The 18,637-nt window shown below is 64.4% G+C and carries 16 protein-coding genes; 5 read left to right on the top strand and 11 right to left on the bottom strand.

Going from position 1 to position 18,637, the window contains the following annotated elements:
- Positions 1 to 34: 34 nt before the first annotated feature.
- Entirely contained in the window at positions 35 to 1,333 is a 1,299-nt protein-coding gene (locus tag AC20117_RS08790) for a M20 family metallo-hydrolase (RefSeq protein WP_074700054.1), read from the top strand.
- A gap of 162 nt (positions 1,334 to 1,495) precedes the next feature.
- Here AC20117_RS08790 and AC20117_RS08785 read toward each other — a convergent pair whose 3' ends face one another.
- The 5 genes from AC20117_RS08785 to xsc all read right to left on the bottom strand — a co-directional run bounded on the left by AC20117_RS08785 (position 1,496) and on the right by xsc (position 6,617).
- Positions 1,496 to 2,215, bottom strand: coding sequence for a class F sortase (locus AC20117_RS08785; RefSeq protein ID WP_074700055.1), 720 nt, complete (start codon positions 2,213 to 2,215; stop codon positions 1,496 to 1,498).
- 27 nt (positions 2,216 to 2,242) lie between these two features.
- The gene (locus AC20117_RS23830) at positions 2,243 to 2,656 is read right to left on the bottom strand and encodes an excalibur calcium-binding domain-containing protein (protein ID WP_074700056.1); all 414 of its coding nucleotides are present in this window, start codon (positions 2,654 to 2,656) and stop codon (positions 2,243 to 2,245) included.
- Positions 2,657 to 2,793: 137 nt separating this feature from the next.
- The gene (locus tag AC20117_RS08775; protein WP_074700057.1) at positions 2,794 to 3,186 is read right to left on the bottom strand and encodes a RidA family protein; all 393 of its coding nucleotides are present in this window, start codon (positions 3,184 to 3,186) and stop codon (positions 2,794 to 2,796) included.
- A gap of 96 nt (positions 3,187 to 3,282) precedes the next feature.
- Positions 3,283 to 4,671, bottom strand: coding sequence for an NAD(P)/FAD-dependent oxidoreductase (locus AC20117_RS08770; protein WP_074700058.1), 1,389 nt, complete (start codon positions 4,669 to 4,671; stop codon positions 3,283 to 3,285).
- 137 nt (positions 4,672 to 4,808) lie between these two features.
- A complete protein-coding gene (gene xsc, locus AC20117_RS08765) occupies positions 4,809 to 6,617 on the bottom strand; it encodes a sulfoacetaldehyde acetyltransferase (RefSeq protein ID WP_074700059.1) in 1,809 nt (602 codons plus the stop codon).
- 194 nt (positions 6,618 to 6,811) lie between these two features.
- Here xsc and AC20117_RS08760 point away from each other — a divergent pair, with 194 nt between their 5' ends.
- From AC20117_RS08760 to AC20117_RS08750, 3 genes are read left to right on the top strand one after another with little or no spacing between them, the layout of a single operon-like run.
- A complete protein-coding gene (locus AC20117_RS08760; RefSeq protein ID WP_074700060.1) occupies positions 6,812 to 7,651 on the top strand; it encodes an IclR family transcriptional regulator in 840 nt (279 codons plus the stop codon).
- A gap of 2 nt (positions 7,652 to 7,653) precedes the next feature.
- Positions 7,654 to 8,622, top strand: a complete 969-nt coding sequence (locus AC20117_RS08755; protein ID WP_083339656.1) for an AAA family ATPase — start codon at positions 7,654 to 7,656, stop codon at positions 8,620 to 8,622.
- Positions 8,623 to 8,636: 14 nt separating this feature from the next.
- Positions 8,637 to 10,382, top strand: a complete 1,746-nt coding sequence (locus AC20117_RS08750) for a cobaltochelatase CobT-related protein (protein ID WP_074700062.1) — start codon at positions 8,637 to 8,639, stop codon at positions 10,380 to 10,382.
- Positions 10,383 to 10,680: 298 nt separating this feature from the next.
- On the opposite strand, the gene AC20117_RS08745 is transcribed toward AC20117_RS08750, so the two are convergent.
- From AC20117_RS08745 to AC20117_RS08735, 3 genes are all read right to left on the bottom strand, one after another.
- Positions 10,681 to 10,905, bottom strand: coding sequence for a hypothetical protein (locus AC20117_RS08745; RefSeq protein WP_074700063.1), 225 nt, complete (start codon positions 10,903 to 10,905; stop codon positions 10,681 to 10,683).
- 127 nt (positions 10,906 to 11,032) lie between these two features.
- Positions 11,033 to 12,481, bottom strand: a complete 1,449-nt coding sequence (locus AC20117_RS08740; RefSeq protein ID WP_218928483.1) for an amidase — start codon at positions 12,479 to 12,481, stop codon at positions 11,033 to 11,035.
- Positions 12,482 to 12,521: 40 nt separating this feature from the next.
- Positions 12,522 to 13,850 (bottom strand): Nramp family divalent metal transporter, encoded by a 1,329-nt coding sequence (locus AC20117_RS08735; protein ID WP_158300445.1) that lies wholly within the window; start codon positions 13,848 to 13,850, stop codon positions 12,522 to 12,524.
- 116 nt (positions 13,851 to 13,966) lie between these two features.
- On the opposite strand from AC20117_RS08735, the gene AC20117_RS08730 reads away from it, so the two are divergent.
- Positions 13,967 to 14,947, top strand: a complete 981-nt coding sequence (locus tag AC20117_RS08730) for an Lrp/AsnC family transcriptional regulator (RefSeq protein ID WP_074700065.1) — start codon at positions 13,967 to 13,969, stop codon at positions 14,945 to 14,947.
- Between the two features lie 21 nt (positions 14,948 to 14,968).
- Here the strand turns inward: AC20117_RS08730 and AC20117_RS08725 are convergent, their stop codons facing one another.
- The 3 genes from AC20117_RS08725 to AC20117_RS08710 form a co-directional block, all read right to left on the bottom strand.
- A complete protein-coding gene (locus tag AC20117_RS08725) occupies positions 14,969 to 15,352 on the bottom strand; it encodes a RidA family protein (protein WP_074700066.1) in 384 nt (127 codons plus the stop codon).
- Between the two features lie 33 nt (positions 15,353 to 15,385).
- Complete coding sequence (locus tag AC20117_RS08720; protein ID WP_211482293.1) at positions 15,386 to 16,579, bottom strand: NAD(P)/FAD-dependent oxidoreductase; 1,194 nt, start codon at positions 16,577 to 16,579, stop codon at positions 15,386 to 15,388.
- Between the two features lie 580 nt (positions 16,580 to 17,159).
- Positions 17,160 to 18,233 carry a DNA polymerase IV gene (locus tag AC20117_RS08710; RefSeq protein ID WP_472323096.1) on the bottom strand — a complete coding sequence of 358 codons (1,074 nt, stop codon included), beginning with the start codon at positions 18,231 to 18,233 and terminating at the stop codon, positions 17,160 to 17,162.
- Between the last annotated feature and the right edge of the window lie 404 nt (positions 18,234 to 18,637).

Below are 18,637 nucleotides of genomic sequence, written 5' to 3'. Positions count from 1 at the left end.
CCTAATTGGATAACGAGGAAAGGTTTACACCCCCATGAACGATCACTCCTTCCTGCAAGACTTCCATCACGTAGCGACCATCGGCGCGACCTCCAACAATGGAGTGGACAGGCAGGCTGCGACGGCCAACGACGCGGCCACCCGAACCTGGTTCGCCCAGTGGATCCAGGACACAGGATTCGAGCTACGCGTGGACGGGATCGGCAACATGTTTGGACTCGTTGAATGGACCCCGGGTGCCCCCTATGTCCTCATCGGTTCTCACCTCGACAGCCAGCCGTTGGCCGGACGGTTCGACGGGGCCTACGGCGTAGTCGCGGCGATGCATGCTGCCCAGGAGATTAGCCGCCGCATCAAAAGCACGGGACAGGCGCCAAAATTCAACCTCGCCGTCGTCAATTGGTTCAATGAGGAAGGCAGCCGATTCGCCCCTTCACTCATGGGAAGCTCGGTCTTCGCGGGACTCTTCGACCAGGACGAGACGCTTGCTATTGTCGACCCGGACAACATCAGCGTCCGGCAGGCCCTGTCCGAAATCGGGTTCCTCGGGACGGACCCGCGTCCAGTGCCCGCGGCGTACGCCGAGATCCACATCGAGCAGGGACGGATCCTTGAGCGTGAAGGCATCGACATCGGATTGGTCGAACACAGCTGGTATACCCAGAAACTCGATATCGAGGTACTGGGCGAGCAGTCCCACACCGGCGCCACGGCCATGGCCGACCGCCACGACGCACTTATTGCCGCGTCCAAGATCGTCTTGATGGTCCACGACGTAACTAAGGACTATGAGGAGGAGGCCCTGGTCTCCTCCATCGGCCGGCTCTCCGTAGAACCCAACTCACCCATCGTCGTCGCGCGCCGCGTCCATCTCGTCGCTGACCTGCGATCCGGCGACCCAGCAATTGTCCGATCAGCCAGGGAAAAATTGCTGCGCGACATCGAAGCACTGGCCCGCGAGCACGACATCGAAATCCGGGTCAACGACTTCGACGTCCGCCAGATCCGATACTACCCCGAGTCCGGGCTGGAGCTGACGGCCAAAACCGCCGGCAATCTCGGTCTCTCCACCCGGCGCCTTGCAACCATGGCCGGCCACGACTCCGTCGCCATGAACTCCATCGTCCCCACGGTCATGCTGTTCATCCCGAGCGTCGACGGCGTCTCTCATTGCGAACGGGAATTCACGACGGACGCTGACATGGTTAAGGGCCTGCATATGCTCACCGAAGTAGCCCAGCAACTTGTCCATGGAAAACTGACTGAAGGCAATGACAAAGATGCTTCGTTTCCCTCTCCTGAACGAGCTGCCGTAGGCCCTTCGGCGTCTTAGCCTCCACAAGTTGGCTTCCCTGACCGAACTGCCAACACTCTGAAACCATCCGCTGCCGCCGCATCAGCCGGTAGATGCGCCGCACTCCCGGCAGGTTGGATATCGAAGACTAGGGCGTGCTCATAATCCTTCCAGCCAAATCGTGATGGCTCTGCTGGGATATCAAGTGACAAGTTTGGCGTAGACGACGTAGTTGTCGTCGAATCGGCCCGTGTCGGAGTCGTATCCGTCGCAGGTTATCAGGCGGAGTTCGGAGCCGGCAGTGTTCCCGTACACCGTCTCGGTGGGGAAAGTGTCCTTGGAATAGGCCTCAGCGCGGTCGACCGTGAACACGGCAGTGGTGCCGTCTTCACGGTCCACTTCGATGGTGTCTCCGGCTTTCAGCTCGCGCAGGCCGGCGAAGACGCCGGGTCCGTTGCCGTAGGCGTTGACGTGGCCCAGGATCACTGCCGGCCCGCGTTCCCCAGGTGTGGGGGAATGGATGTACCAGCCGGCGGGCGAGCCTGGATCTCCCGGCGGCACCTCAAGGGTGCCATTGTTCTGCAGACCAAGTCTGAGCAGCTGGGACTGCACGCCGAGCGACGGGATGGTCACGGTGACCGGCGGGGATTCCGGCAGGATCGGCTCTTGAACCTTCTCCTGCTTGGGCGCAGCAGAAAGTGCTGATTCCGGCCGTTCTGTTGCAGCTGCGGCGGAGCTTGTCGTTGGTGTTGGTTCTGGGGCCGGGTGTTCTGTTCGGGCAGTTGACGTCGAGGCTGGGGCGGTCGGGGCGGCTTGGACGGCTGGTTCCGTTGCGGGAGCGGCGCAGCCGGCCAAGAGAATTAAAGCGGCCGCCGCGGTAGCCAGGCGGCTTCCGCGGCGGCCGAGTAGTGAATCAGTCATGCCTTGGTGGTTACGACTGAGGTGGCGCTAGGCCCGTACTGCCGCGCGGCGGCGCAGCAGGTAGGTTCCGCCGCCTGCCGCTGCCAGGACGAGGCCGCCAGTCAGGGCGATTGCACTGATGTCGGCGGGGTTTTCGGCTGGCACACCGGTGTCGACGCCGCCGACGGGCATCTGGGTGACCTGCTGCCCGGAATCAGCATGGTCCGGCACTGGTGTAACCGCTTCGCTACCGGGGCTGCCCTCTTCGCAGGCGATGCCGTCGAGGTCGCGGTCCAAGTGGGCGCCGTATCCCGGTGCCCCCGCGGGGATATTGGACATGCCGGAGGCGGCTGCGTCGGCGCAGCTGTCGAAGGCGGTGCCCACGGCCATGGCAGGTGTCGCGGACAGGACAGAAAACCCGACAACGGTGGCGAGTGAAAGAACTGCGGTCTTCTTCTTCATGCTTACCCCTCAATTGCAAAGAGACATTGTCATGCAGCTAACCGACAAAAGTGGTGCTGCTGAAATTAATCTATTGATTTATCGATCAGCTACAAGAGCAATGCTCACTTTGGACGAAAAAATGTCAGCGCGGAGACTCATACAGCGGCGACGGCTGTCACTTCCACTTTCATTCCTTCGACCGCTAGGGCGGACACCTCCACGGCACATCGTGAGGGAAAAGGGCGTGGGACAGTGCGTTCATAGACTTGGTTGAATGCTTCGCGGTCCGCAATATCAGTCAGATAGATGGTCAGATGGACGAGCCGGCTCAGTGAAGACCCGGCTTGGCTCAGGACAGCCTCCAGGTTGGCGAAGATTTGCTCTGTCTGGTCGTTGGCATTGCCGGTCTCGATGCTGCCGTCCTCGCGGCGGGGAATGACGGTGGCGTACACGAGGCCGCCGGCAACCACGGCACGCGATGCGAGGGCGCCTGGAGCAGCGGGGTTCGCCGGCGGGACATGGACGAGATCGGTATCTTGGACGTTCATTCTCTTGCCTCCTGGAAATTGGCATAGGGCGACGCTGGCGACCGAGGCCCGGGAATGGGGGCTCAGTCGCCAGCGTCGGGGGTAGTACGGGGTTGGTCAGCGCAGCGGGTCGAAGCGGCGCATGATGGCAGGGGTGCTGTCGCCGGTGATGGAGGCGGCGAGCATTTTGCCGGTGAGCGGGCCGAGGGCGACGCCCCACATGCCGTGGCCGCCGGCGACGTGGACGCGGCTGGATTTGGTGGCGCCGATGAGCGGCAGGCCGTCCGTGGTGCACGGGCGGGAGCCGACCCATTCCTCCTTGCGGTCCTGCCAGTCGATACCCTTGAACATCGGGGTCGCCGCGTCGATGATGGCCTTGATGCGCCGCGGGTCCAGCGGCGCATCGGCGTCGCGGAACTCCATCATGCCCGCCACGCGGAAGCGGTCCCCCAGCGGGGTGCAGGCCACGCGCTGCGCCGGGAAGTAGATCGGGTGCGTAGGCATGACCTCGGGCACCACCGTGAAGCTGTAACCGCGGCCGGCCTGCACCACGCGCTTGACGCCGAAGCGGCGGGCGAGCTTGCCCATCCAGGCACCGCTGGCGATGACCACGTTGTCGGCCTGGAGCAGCCGGCTGTCGGCGGCGATGACACGGACGCCGGTCCCGTCGTCCCGGATGTCCACCACGTCGAAGCCGCTGACGATCTCGCCGCCGCGGGCCTTGACCGACTCGGCTAGCGACTCCATGAACTTCGGCGGATTGATGAAGCGCTGGTCGCGGATCTGCACACCGGCCCGGACACCGGAGCCCAGTGTCGGTTCCAGGGCGCGGAGCTCGTCGCCGTCCACCAGGTTGTAGTCCACCGTGCCGCCGGCGCGGCGCACCGCGTCGAACTCGTGGACCAGGGCGTCGCGGTGCTTGTCCGAGACGAAACCCGCGAGGAACGGATCGGCGACCTTGGTGGGCTCACCGACCGCGCCATCGGCAGTGGCCGCCGTGGTCAGGGTGGTGGTGCCGGCGAAGGTGGTCCCGGTGGCGGCCGAGGCTGCGCTGCCACGAGCGGTGCCCGCCGCCGTCGTCGTTGTTTGGTGTGAAGTGTTGAGGAGGTTGCCGCCTTCGGCGAGTTCGTCGTAGGCGTCCATGCCGATGCGGTTGACCTCGGTGAAGACCTCCATGGCCTCGCGCCATTTGCCCGGGGTGCAGTGGCGGGCGAAGCCGATCAGGAAGCGCAGCAGCTGCGGGTTGGCGGAGAGCGGGATGTAGAGCGGGGAGGACGGATCGAGCATGGCCTTGAGGCCGTAGCTCAGGACGGCCGGTTCGCTCAGCGGCAGGGTCAGCGCGGGGGTCAGCCAGCCGGCGTTGCCCCAGGAGGATCCGGCGGCGACGCCTTCCTTGTCGACCACGGTGACCTGCACGCCGCGTTCCTGCAGGTACCAGGCGGTGGAGAGTCCCACCATGCCTGCGCCTACCACCACTACTTGCTCAGGCGCCTTCGAATTGCCCATTGTGTTCTCCGATCAGTGCTTCAGTTGGTGCCATTCCTGTGTTGTGTGCGGCAGGCCGGTGCCACCCCCATGGGGCACCGGCCTGCCTGTCCTGCTAGGTGGAGCTTCGGTCCGGCTGCTTCGGACCGTTGCCCGGTTTAGACGTAGTCTTTGTACTTCTCGAGCATCCGAACCGGCTTCTTCAGGGCGTCGCGGCGGAACGGGTCGCCGAGTTCGCGGGTGCACATGACCTCGATGACCGTGGTGACGCCGTCGTTCATTTGGGCGTTCAGGGCGTCCTTCAGCGCGGCGCCGACGTTCTCCAGCTGGTCCACCACGATGCCCTCGGCACCCATGGAGCGGGCCATCTCGGCGAAGCTTTCGCCGTCGTTATCCAGCTCGCCGGCGACGAAGCGGCGGTTGTAGAACTCCACCTGGTTCTTCTTCTCCGCACCCCACTGGCGGTTGCGGAAGACGATGGCGGTGACCGGGATGTTGTGCCGGACGGCGGTGAGGACCTCGCCCATACTCATGGCCCAGGCACCATCGCCGGCGTAGGCCACGGCGGGACGCTCGGGAGCGGCGGCCTTGGCACCGATGATGGTGGGCAGCGCGTAACCGCAGTTGCCGAAGCTCATCGGGGCGAAGAAGCTGCGCGGCTTCTCGAAGCGCAGGTAGCTGTGCGCCACCGAGTTGATGTTGCCGATGTCGGTGGAGATCATGACGTTTTCCGGCATGGCCAGCTCCAGCTCGCGCAGGACCTGGCGCGGGTGCAGCCAGTTGCCTTCCTCGTGCTTGGCCTCCTCGATGACGTCCAGGCTGTACTCGTCCTGCTCGTGGGTCCAGGCGCTGAGCTCCTGCTCCCAGGCGTCCTTCTCGGCCTTGATCCGCGCGGCGCGCTCTTCCTTGGTGGCGTCGCTGGTCAGCGTGCGGTCGGCGAGGAGCTGGGTGAGTTCGGTGGCGACGGCCTTCGCGTCGCCGCAGATGCCGACGTCGATCTTCTTGACCAGGCCGAGCATGGTGTGGTCTGCGTCCACCTGGATGATCTTGGCGTTCTCGGGCCAGTAGGCCTGGCCGTACTGCGGCAGCGTGCCGAACGGGCCCAGCCGGGTGCCGAGGGCAATAACGACGTCGGCCTCCGAGATAAGCTTCATGCCCGCCTTTGATCCCTGGTAGCCCAGCGGACCGCACCACAGCGGGTGGCTGGCGGGGAAGGAATCGTTGTGCTGGTAGCTGTTGACCACCGGGGCGCCGAGGCGTTCAGCGAGCGCCTTGCACTCCTCAACACCATCGGCCATGACCACGCCGCCGCCGGAGACGATGACCGGGGCCTTGGCCGTGGCGATCAACTCCGCCGCCGCCTCCAGGCTTTCCTTGCCGCCCGCGCCGCGGTCCACCCGGCGGGGCTTGGGGATTTCGGTGGTGATCTCGCCGTAGAAGTAGTCGCGCGGGATGTTCAGCTGGGTGGGGCCGTTCTCGCTCATGGCGCGGTCGAAGCAGCGGGCAGTGAACTCTGCCATGCGGGCGGGGTTGACCACGTGGCCCTGGTACTTGGTGAACTCCTGGAACATGGGCAGCTGGTTGGCCTCCTGGAAGCCGCCCAGGCCGATGCCGTTGGTGCCGGCCTCGGGGGTCACGATGACCACCGGACTGTGCGCCCAGTAGGCGGCGGCGATGCCGGTCACGCAGTTGCTGATGCCGGGGCCGTTCTGGCCGATCACCACGCCGTGGCGGCCGCTGGCCCGGGCGTAGCCGTCCGCCATGTGCGCGGCGCCCTGCTCGTGGACCACGGGGACCAGCCGGATGCCGGCGGGGGCGAAGATGTCCATGGCGTCCATGAAGGCCGAGCCCATGATGCCGAAAATGTCCGTGACGTCATTGGCGACCATGGTCTCGACGAAGGCCTCCGACGGGGTCATCTTCTGGACGCCCTGTACGACCTCCCGGCCCGTGTTCTGCTCGCTCATAACAACTCTCCTTTGAATCGTGCCGCCGCGGTGGGCGATAGGAAGTTCCAAAAATTGGTTCGGATTGCTCCCGAAAACGGGACTGAGATCAACATATGCGGTCTGGATCACATTGGTCAACACATATTCCGTTTTTTCTTCCCGGTGATACTATTTTTTGAAACAGCGGAACATTTTCTCGGCAAGGAGGCATCATGGAAGGCTTGACGGAGCCGGACCTCGGTCCGGTAGGCAGCGTCCAGGGCGAGACGCCGGCACTGCGGCTGTTCGCCCTGCTGGAGTTCATCACCACGCGCGACCAGCTCTTCACCCTGCAGTCCCTGGTGGACCAGACCGGGATCCCGAAACCCACGCTGCACCGGATGCTGCAGCAGCTGGAGGGCGCGGACCTGCTGATGCGCCAGAGCGACGGCAAGCATTACGGCACCGGCGCGCGGATGCGGCGGATGGCCGAGGACGTGCTGCTCAACGACACCCGACACGGCTCCCGTCACGCGGTACTGAAGAGCCTGGTGGACGAGATCGGTGAAAGCTGCAACATCACCGCGCTGTCCGGCAACGAGGTGATCTACCTGGACCGGGTGGAAACCACCGAGCCGCTGCGCATCCATCTGGGCCCGGGCTCCCGCGTGCCCGTGCACTGCTCGGCCAGCGGCAAGATGATCCTCTCCCAGTTCGGCCCCGCCCAGCGCGAGCGCGTGATCGCGATGCAGCCGCTGAAGGTCTTCACCCGCCACACGCAGACCGATCCGGCGCTGCTGGAGGAGGAGCTGCGGCAGATCCGGCTGGATGGCTACGCGCTGGACCGCGAGGAATTCCTCGACGGGCTGGTCTGCATAGCCGTTCTCGTGCCCAACGCGACCACGCGTTCCAACATGTGCGTCGCGGTGCAGGCGCCCATTGTCCGGATGTCCTCGGAGGACCTGGTCCGCCTGCTCCCCTCGCTGCGCGCCGCGGCGGAAACCCTGGGCCGGATCGAAGAGCAGCAAATGTCCGATGGGCCCTCCCTGGCCCTCTCACTGGCAGGAGGATGAGCATGGACTTCCGCCCCGGCCTGATGGTCTCGGCCCGCGACGCCTTCGGCATCGACAGCGGCCTGATGGTGCCGATGTTCCCCGAGCCCAACGAGCACGTGCCGGAGATCGATCCGGCCTACCGCTTCAACCACGACGTGACGCTGGCTCTGCTGGCCGGCTTCGCGCACAACCGCCGCGTGCTGCTGCAGGGGCTGCACGGCACCGGCAAGTCCACGCACATCGAGCAGGTGGCCGCGCGGCTGAACTGGCCGTGCATCCGGGTGAACCTGGACGGCCACATCAGCCGGCTGGACCTGGTGGGCAAGGACACCGTGGTGATTGAGAACGGCCAGCAGGTCACCCGCTTCCAGGAGGGCGTGGTGCCGTGGGCACTGCAACAGCCCATGGCCCTGATCTTCGATGAGTACGACGCCGGACGGCCGGACGTCATGTTCGTCATCCAGCGACTGCTCGAGCGGGACGGCTCCTTCACACTGACGGACCAGAACCGCGTGCTGCGCCCGCACCCCGGCTTCCGGCTCTTCGCTACCTCCAACACAGTGGGGCTGGGCAACCTGAACGGGATGTACCACGGGGTGCAGCGGCTCAACCATGCGCAGATGGACCGCTGGAACATCGTGGCCTCGCTGAACTACCTGCCCGCCGCGGAGGAGATCGCCATTGTCCAGTCCCGGGTTCCGTCACTGGCGGACGGGGCGGGCACGGCGTTGGTGGCGTCGATGGTGGAGGTGGCCAATCTAACCCGGCAGGGCTTCCTGGCCGGCGACGTGTCCACACTGATGTCCCCGCGAACCGTGATCAGCTGGGCCGAAAACGTGGCGGTCTTCCGCGACCCGGCGCTGGCCTTCCGGCTCTCCTTCGTCAACAAGTGCGACGAGTCGGAGCGCACCGTGGTGGCCGAATACTTCCAGCGCTGCTTCGACGCCGAGCTCGAGGAATCCTTCGAGCTCGCCCCCGCGTACGCCTGAGCGTCATCGTGACGATGGATAGCACGGCGACGGCAGATCGCACGGGGACGGCAGATACCGCTGCCCGGCGCCGGCAGCAGCAGATCCGGCAGCTGTGCGCTGCCAGTATCCGCGCGCTGGCCGCGGACCCGGCCCTGGACTTCCGCGGCGACCATCTTTACCGGGGCCGCAGCGTGCTCCCGCTGAACGCGCCGCACCTCTACCCGGACCAGGCGGCCGACGGCTTCGGTTCCTTCCGCGGCGCGGCGGACGGGATGGCGCTGCGGCTGCTGCACTCCGACGCCGCGCTCCACGCCCGGCTGCGGCCTGCTGGCCAGACCGCGCGGCTGGTGTTCGAGCTGCTCGAGCAGTTCCGGGCGGAGTCCCTCGCCGGCCAGCCCGGGGTGGTGCGCAACCTGCGGGTGCGCCACGAGGCCTGGTCCACGCAGTTCCACCGCTCCGGCCTGACCGAGACGTCCCTGGGCCTGCTGCTCTATACGGTGGCCCAGGTCTGCCGGTCCCGCGTGACCGCCGAGCCGGTGGTCGCCGAGACCGAGGACTTGATCGAGCAGACCCGCGGCAGGCTTTCGGCCCTGCTCGGCCCGGACCTGGCCCTGCTGCGGCGGACGCGCACCCGCCAGACGAACTACGCCGAGCCGGCGCTGGCGATCGCCGTCGTTATTGAATCCCTTGCCGATACCGCGCAGGCGGACAACGACGGCGGCGCCGAGCGTTCCGCGCGCAAGACCCGCGAGCAGTTCAGCCTGCTGGTGGACGCGGAAGACGACGCCTGGCTGCCGGAGACCGCGGCCTCGGGCGCCAGCCCCACGCTGGCGGACGACGGCGGGGCCTACCGCGCCTTCACCACCGCTTATGACCGGGTCCAGCGCGCCGCCTCGCTGGTGCGGCCCGAGCTGCTGCACGACTACCGGCGCCGGCTGGATAAGCGGATCGCGGACAGCGGCGTGAACGTGGCCCTGCTGGCGCGGCGGCTCGAGCCGCTGCTGTGCGTGCCGGTGACCTCAGGCTGGAACAGCGGGCAGGAGGAAGGAATGATCGACGGCGCGCGGCTCAGCCAGCTGGTCTGCTCCCCCGCCGAACGCCGCCTCTTCCAGACCGAGCGGCACGAGGCCAGGCCCGCCACCGCGGTCAGCTTCCTCATCGACTGCTCCGGCTCCATGAAGCAGCACGGCGAGGGCATCGCGGCCTACGTGGACGTTTTCCTGCGCGCGCTGGAGCGGATCGGCGTGGCCACCGAGGTCCTGGGCTTCACCACCGGGGCGTGGAACGGCGGCAAGGCCGCGCGCGACTGGAAACGTGCCCGCTCCCCGCGCCGCCCGGGCCGGCTCAACGAGGTCAACCACCTCATCTTTAAGGACGCGGACACCAACTGGCGCAAGGCCCGGCCCGGCATCGCGGCGCTGCTGAAGACCACGCTGTACCGCGAAGGGATCGACGGCGAGGCTGTCCAATGGGCGGCTCGCCGGCTGGCCGACCGGACCGAAGAGCACCGGATCCTGATTGTCCTCTCCGATGGCAGCCCGGCCGACGGCGCCACCGCGCTGGCCAACGACGAGCATTACCTGCAGCAGCACCTGGCCACCGTGGTCCGCGGGCTGGAGGACTCCGGCGCGGTCAACGTCTTCGGCGTCGGGCTTGGCCTGGACATGAGCCCGTACTTCTCCCGCTCGTTGATCCTCGACACCGAGCGGCTGGGCCAGCCCGAAGGCGTGCGCGAACTGACCGGACTGCTGGAGCGGTCGCTGCCGCCGCCGAGGTAAGGTACTGGCGATCAGCGCGCTAATGCCGAGAATCTCGGACTGGGCCAAGACACGACCAGCACCGGAGTCTTGCCACGACTAGGCAGCGTTACTGATCGCGGCGATGGGAATTCATAGGGTTCCGGAATGCGGGACCGTTGCCCAGCGCCCGATCGAAACTGGTTCGGGCGACCTTTGCTCATCCCTGGCATTCTTGCAGCAAAGCTCACGTGACTATGGTGGCCGAGAGGGACCAATGAGCCGACGCTGGCGCCCCCATGGGAAGGCTGCGTTGGTTCGTCATACCTCACCTGCATCCTCAAGCACCGGAACGGGCGACATTGTATTCCGCCAAATGCAAAAGTCTGCGGTCGTTTGTGCCGTCCTCGCGAATCCAGAGGACATCGAGGTGGAGAGCAAGTTCGTCTATCCGTCCTGCACAGAGAACACCTGACAGGCTTTGTGCGGCTACCCTGTCGTCTTGTTTGAGCATCGAGGCTTCAACAAGCTGTCGGAACCGGTGGTCATCAGTGCTGCATTCCATTCAGTTCTCCTGTCGCAAATGTCTGTACTTTCCTGAACCGGTGGCGAAGTTTCGGTGCATGAGTGTCTTGAGGACACTATGTGGCCGGCTCACCCCTACATAAGCGTCGTTGCCGGCTTTTGGGCAGCTAAATGTCGTATCGCAGACCTAGGGCGCCAACCTTTGTGAGTTCTGGTCCGAGTCCGATTTCTCTTGGGAGCAGTGTGCCGGCTCTGTTGGCTTGTTCGAAGGCGTGAGCTACCTGCAGTAGCTCCTTTTCTGCACGTGGCGGGGCGATGATCTGAAGTCCGACGGGCAAGCCGGAGGGCGTAAATGCGGCAGGTATGGAGATGGCAGGGCACCCGGTGACCGAAATGATTGAGGGCAGCCGCATCCATTCCAGGTAGTTGTCCATCGCTTGCCCATTGACTTCGGTGGGGTAGGTGATTTCGGCATCGAACGGTACCACTTGGCTGACGGGCGTGATGAGGAAGTCGTAGCGCTCGAAGAACTCGCGCATCCGGTGGTGAATCCGGGTTTGCATGATTTCGGCCTGCCCGATGTCTTTGCCCGTGAGATCGCGGCCCTGTTCTATATTCCACACGGCGTCTGGCTTCAGCTGGTCGCGGTGCTGGTCGAGCAGTCCGCCGAGCGCGTTCTCGAGTTGCCACGCCCGCAGGGTCTCGAACGTTCTGGCCGCTCCTTCCAGGTCGGGAGCTGCCTCGGCCAAGGTGCATCCTAAGTTGGTGAAGGCATCAAGGGTGGGGGCCAGAGCCGCGATGACGTCAGACTCGACGGGGACGGTCCCGTTAAGGTCAGGCGACCAAGCGATGCGGCTGCCCGGCAGTTTCGCGATGTAAGGTCCCTGGAACGAGTGGCCTGGGGTGTCCAGGGCCATCGGGCTTCTGGGATCCGGTCCGGCAAGCACCGAGAGCAGGAGTCCAGCATCGTCCACGGTGCGGGCCATGGGGCCTTTGACGGACAAGCGTCCCCAGGCTGCTGTCTCCGGCCAGGAGGGTACGCGGCCGGGGGTGGGCCGAAGGCCGACGACGTTGCAGAAAGAGGCAGGGTTTCGCAGGGAGCCGCCGGTGTCGCTGCCGTCGGCGATGGGGACCAGCCGCGCGGCGAGGGCGGCGGCTGCTCCTCCGCTGCTGCCGCCGGCGCTCCTGGTCGGGTTGTAGGGGTTGCGGGTCAACCCGTAGACGTCGTTGAAGGTATGGGATCCAAGGCCGAGTTCGGGGACGTTGGTCTTGCCGATGGTGATTGCGCCGGCGTTCTTCATTCGTTCGACGACGATATGGTCGGTTGTCGGGATGTCGTTGGCGAAGATTGTTGAACCGCGGGTGGTGCGGATCCCTTTGGTGGGCAGGATGTCTTTATGCGCGGTGGGCAGTCCGTACAGAGGCCCCTTGGGAGTATTTTTGTTCCACTGTTTGTCAAGCAGGATCGCCTGATCCATGGCTTTGTCAAGGTCGAGGGCGACCAGCGCATTGATGATGGGGTTGATGTGTTCAATGCGTTCGATGTGTGCGGCGAGAACCTCGCGGGCCGAGAGCGTGCCGTCTCGCATGGAAGCAGTGAGCTCTGTTGCGGTCATGAACGGGATGGAGGTCATGTGGGTCTTTCGTCGTTTCGGGTTAGCTCAGGCCTGAGATGGTTTCGATGACTTGCGCGACGCACAGGGCACTGAACAACGCGAGACCGATTCCGATGGCACAGTTGCTGGCGGTCCTGTTGCGGAATTCCCGGGGCAAGGAGCGTCGGTTCAGCAGTATCAGGAGGGCACCGGAGAGGACGGGTAGGATAAACGCAGAGAGGGTGGCGTAGATCACCACCATGCCGACGGGCCGCCCGGCGAACTGGAAGATGATGGCCGCGAGAACGCAGTAGAGGATGACGAGGCGGAAGACGGGGGTGGAACTGGCCATGTGGGCGTCTGCCTGCTCGTCGGGGATCCGGCGCAGCACACGGACGGCGTCCGCGATCAAGTAGCCCATGGCGCTGAAGCCGCCCAGAATGGAGCTGAAGACGACTGCAAAGAGGCAGAGCAGGAAGACGATGCGACCGATCTCTCCGGCGGCTGCGGCGACGGGGGCTGCGATGGTGGCGAGCCCGGCGTTGCCGGCGATGCTTTCGCCGGTGCCGTAAATGAGGGCGGTGCCGAGGATGCTCATGGCGACCGCGAACACCAGTATGCCAATGTAGCTGGCCGCGGTGTCGGAGCGCAGATGGGTCAGCCAGACGCGCCCCTGCCACTTCTTCTCCCGTACCCAGTAACCGTAAGCCAGGATTCCGGCGGCCCCTCCGACACCGCCGATCAGGGCCAGGACGGCCAGTATCGAGCCGGAAGGCAGTTGAGGGATCAGCTTGTCGAACGTGATGGAGGGGGATTGGGTGTCGGTGGCAACCATGGCTGCGCTGGCGATGACAGTGACGAACATGGCCACGCCGAGACCCACCATGATGCGTTCGAATATCGAGTACCGCCCGAAGGCGACCATGGCTCCCGCAGCAACTGCGATGGCTATGGTGACCGGCACCATGGGTGCGGCGGGAACGAGTTCAACGACGGCGATCGCTGCGACTGAACTGAGCCCGGCACCGTAAAAGAGACCGATCACGACCATGAACAGCAGGAAGACGAGGGGCAGGACAGGCCCTGAAATATCCGCCATCTGGGAGAGCATTGTCCGTGGGGAACTGAGCTGGAGGCGTCCGACGGCCTCGGTGAGGGCGAACTTGATGATGATTCCCAGCACGATCGTCCAAACCAGAGCCATACCGTACTCGGAGGAACTGTTGAGGGTGGTCACCATGTCGCCCGCGCCGACGCTGGTGACAGCCAGGACCATGCCCGGGCCCATGGCCTTCAGACGCGAGGCCAGTGTCCGGGGCGGGGCGGGAACATTTAGGGCGGGCATTTCGACTGCTGCCCCGTGCATGGACTTGCTGTGCTGGGTGGCCATGGGATCTGCCTTCGGTGTGAGGTGTGACACGTATTGGATGTATTCAGCTTCATCCTGTTGCTTGTGTCGGTCAAGAATTCTAGTGAAAAGGGGGAAATCGGACATATCATCGGCTAATGACCTCAGATTTTCGCCTTCCAGTGGCGGTCGATGACCTCGACCGGCGCATTATCGGTGCACTGCAGATTGATGGTCGGGCCTCATGGCTTCGTGTGTCCCGCGTGCTCGGAGAGAATGAGCGGACAGTGGCGAGGCGAGGAAGCCGGCTGCTGGAAAGCGGGTTGGTCCGCGTCGCCGGAATGCAGTTGAAATCGACCGGCACCATACTGGCGTTGCACTGCGGGCCGGGCCAGGTGCGCATGTGTTCGCGGGCTGTCAGCGGGTGGGCCGAAACGATGTGGGCGCACATGGTGGCCGGGAGCCAGGACATTGTTGCGGAAGTCAGCTACCCAAAGGCGCGGGAGCAGGCCTTCCTCCTGGATGAACTGCCCGCCGTCCCGGGTTTGAGTGCGAGCGAAGCCTACCCGGTGCTGCGGTACCTGCGGACCGCCCACCAGTGGCGCCCGGGGGTACTGACCGCCGAAGAGTGTGCGGAGCTGGAAGCGGAATCGATGCAGGGACAAAAGCTTGAGACGGGCGGAATTGAGGGGCTGTCCCGGTCGGACAGAACCATACACGCCGCATTGATGGAAAACGGCAGGTCCACCTACGAGGAACTTTCCCGGCTGGCCGGCGTATCAGAGGCGACCGCCAGCCGGCGCGTAGAACAAATGCGGCAGAACGGACAACTGGTCGTCCGTGCTGTGGTGGACCCCGCTGTCCTAGGGCTGGGCGTCAAGGCCCTGATATGGGTGCGTGCGACACCGGCCAGGCTTGAGGCTCTTTCAACAGCCATCGAATCCAATCCCCGGATCAGGTACGCCAGCAGAATCACAGGGCCCTACCAGGTACTCGTTGCCGTGGATTTGGCATCAAGGCAGGATCTGGACGCGTTCCTCAGCGGTGCCGGGTGGGTCGAGTACGCGGAGTCCGTGGACGTTGCCATTGTTGTTGCCACAGGTAAGCGCGGCGGCCTGCTTAGCGATGCCCTGCAGTAATGCTGCCGGGCAGGGCCGAGCCTACTGCCCCAGGACAGCTACCGCGTCAATCTCAAAACGCAGCCCCATGGCCAGACCGGCCTGGATCGTGGTGCGTGAGGGCAACGGGGCGGGAAACCGGCGTACGTAAAGATCGTTGAACAGACCCATGTCGTTGATATCCCGCAGATAGCACGAGGTCTTCACGACGGAGGACAAACCCGCTCCGGCCGCCTTCAGCACAGCTTCGAGTCCGTCGAAGGCCAATTCGATCTCGTCCTCCAGGCTCTCCGGTGCGGTGGTGTTGCCAGGCTTGATGCCGACCTGCCCCGAGACGAAGAGCAGGTTGCCGACTTGGACAGCCTGCGACAGTGCGGGTGAGGACAGGGCGTCCGGGGTGCTGATGGTGCGTTTTTCAACCGACATGCTTCGACTCCTGGCTTGTTTTGTTTGGCTGTTCTAGCGGAGGGGGTTAAAGGGTGCGGCCACCGGATCGGGAGCGCCGGTCATTTGATCGGCCAGGAGCCGGCCGCCGGCCGGGCCGAGGGTTAGTCCCCACATTCCGTAGCCGCCCGCAACGTAGACGCCAGGGATCTTGCTTTGCCCGATCAGGGGAAGCCCGTCGGCGGTGCATGGGCGGGAGCCTACCCATTCCTCGCTCCGCTGGCTGAAATCAATCGACGGAAGTAACGGCTGGATAGTGCGGACGACCGCTTCCAGCCGCCTGCGGTCCAAGGGGGCATCGGGGTGGCGGAACTCCATCATCCCGGAAACCCTGAGGCTGCCGTCCATCGGTGTGGCAACGACCCGGTGGGAGGGGAAATAAAGCGGACCGTCAGGCATGGTTGCCGGCTTGACGCTGAAGCTGTAACCGCGTCCGGCCTGGACAACCTGTCGAACGCCGAGCTTTTTCCGGAACCCGGCCAACCAGGCCCCGTTGGCCATGACCACGGCGTCCGCGGACCGCGGCCCGTCGTCAGTGCGAACGACCGGGCTTGCCTCGGAGTCGACGTCGAGCACCGACACGCCCTCCTCGATCACTACCCCCAGATCGGAAAGCCTGGCCGCAAGTGATTGTATGAAGGGCCTTGGGTCGAGGTAATACTGGTCGTTGAGCCGTACGGCCGCTTTCATCCCGGCAGCGACCATCGGTGCCAGTTTCCGGGCCTCGTCGCCTGACAGCACGTCGAAATCGACCTCCTGCCCGCTGCCACGCACCGCGGCGAGTTCATGTTCCAGACTGGCGAGACGCTGAGTATCGGGAGCAAAGATCAGGCCAGGATCCATACGGGCCGGCCCGTGCATTACGCCTCCCCGCTCTATCTCGCGATAAGCGGCCAACGCCTGCACATTCAGCGGTGACAACGCCCGAAGCCCGGCCTCCCAAACGTCAGCCCGGCAATTGCGGACGAATCCAGCGAGAAACTGCAGGAGGTTCACATCCGCGCGCAAAGGGACCGAAACCGGCGAAGTGCGAGAGAAAAAAGTAGACACACCCAGTTTCAAGGCCGCGGGCTCAGCCAACGGAACCGAGAACGCAGGGCTAACCCACCCTGCATTGCCCCAGGACGCCCCCGAACCGACTTCCTTGCGTTCGAGCACTGTCACCTCGGCACCCTTTTGCCGCAGGAACCAAGCGGTGGAGAGGCCCACAATGCCGCCTCCGACGACCACTACGCGTTTCACATCTGATCCTGTCTCGAAATGGAAATGTTCAGATGCCAGCCTGACAAGAAGCGGCGAATGAAAGCGAGCGTCCGGCGCAAACAAGCAGAAAGAGACATCAATATGTCCGGATATGATGAGAATGTACCTGCCCGGCGGCGAGTTTCGTGACTCCGAGTGGAAGCAGTGGAAACTGCGGAGGTGGACTCGACACAGTCTCCACACAGTAAGGCTGCCAGACGCTCAGGTCAGAACCATGATTCGCGTTGAATAGCGCTACTGAGCGGTCGATGATTGACGCGGTAGCGCGCAGCCTCCACCGCGTAGAGGACCGAGGCTCCAGACCCTGCTCAAGAGTGAGATGAGCGCCTCCTGTAGGAGCGCTGAGTAGATGCCGTTGACGTCAAACTCTAGCTCTTGGACCCAGCGACCCAACAAGTTGTTCATGTCGAGGCCCTCTTTTTGTTCCCCTGACTGGGCGTTTAAACGTGTCAAGAGCTTCACGGCGTAACTTTGTCTAAGGCCAGACGAATCACTCCGGCTAGCGTCCTCAGGACTCTTGACGGCGTCACCAGCCGCCGCGCGTTGGCGTATGTCCCTTTCGGGCGTCGTCGGGCATTGTCATTTCGGCCCGCAGGCCCAGGAGCCTGATCGGCCGGCCAGCCTCGATTGACATTGCAAGATCCAAGGCGCGCACGAGGATTTCGTCCCGGTCGAAGGTCTCGGGAATCTTCTTCGCGTGGGTCTTGGTGAAGAACGGCGCGTACCGGACCTTAAGGGTCAGCCCAACTACGGGCCTTCCTTCGGCCACAACATCTTCAAGGACTCTTGCGGTCAGCTCCCTTACGGCGTCGTCCACCTGCGCGGGCTCGGTCAAGTCGCGCTGGAAGGTGGTCTCGCGGCTATGGCCGCGGGCAACCCATGGGGTGTCGTCCACAACGCTGGCGCCGTCCCCGCGTCCGAGCTCCGCGTACCAAGGACCCATCTTGGGGCCGAACTCGGGGACCAACTCTTGGGGGTCGGTCCCGGCGAGCTCGGCGACGGTGTTGATGCCGAGTTTGGCCAGCCTGCCCGACACTTTGGTCCCGACGCCCCACAGGTCCTTGGTGGGCCGGCTTCCCATGACGTCCAGCCAGTTTTTGGCAGTAAGGCGGAAGACGCCGGCCGGTTTACCGAAACCGGTGGCGACCTTGGCCCGGACCAAAGTGTCGCCGATGCCCACGCTGCAATGCAGCTGCGTTCGCTCTAGGACAGCGGCCTGCACCTGCCGGGCGTAGGCTTCCGGATCCTCTGTCTCCGTGCCGACAAAGGCTTCATCCCAGCCCAGCACCTGCACCGTGGCACCGGGCTGCGCGCGCAGGGTAGCCATGACCGTTTCCGACGCCGCGAGGTAAGCCTCCTGATCGACCGGCAGGATCACGGCGTCGGGCACTTTCCGGGCCGCAATGCGTAAGGGCATTCCGGACCCCACACCGAACGCCCTGGCTTCGTAGGATGCGGTCGACACGACAGCTCGTTCCGTGGGGTCGCCCCGACCACCCACAATGATGGGCTTGCCTGCAAGCTCCGGGCGTCGCAGCACTTCGACCGCCGCGATGAACTGGTCGAGATCGACGTGCAGCACCCAGGGGATTCCGCTCACGCCACCAGTCTGCCCTAAACATCTCTAGCCAGCATCAACTCTGCACGGAGCATGGCCGCGGATCCTGCAATGTCCTGAGTATGCCGGTCCAAAATCGTACAGCTCGCGTTCTTCTTCTGGGAAACCTCGAGACTCTAGGCGCCAACCAGCTCCTGACGGCTCCGACGTGTCTCGCAACTAACCGTGAACACACCGATTCACTAAGAAGGTTTCGAGACTTAGTTACGAGAATCGCCGGACGTGGACGAACTTTCATGATGTCGTTTTCCGAAGGCGACTGCATTAGATGTCCAAAGTCGCCTTCGCTGCTCTTCCGTGTCCGGCCGGGGAAGATCCCGGCAGACGGTGGCAGAAGTCTTCGCTGCTGTCTCGATGTCGATTCCCTCAAATCATGTCCCTCCCAA

This window comes from Arthrobacter crystallopoietes, assembly GCF_002849715.1.
Taxonomy (GTDB): Bacteria; Actinomycetota; Actinomycetes; order Actinomycetales; family Micrococcaceae; genus Crystallibacter; species Crystallibacter crystallopoietes.
The sequence above is the reverse complement of the archived record's forward strand: the minus strand, read 5'-3'. Positions and strand labels throughout refer to the sequence as shown.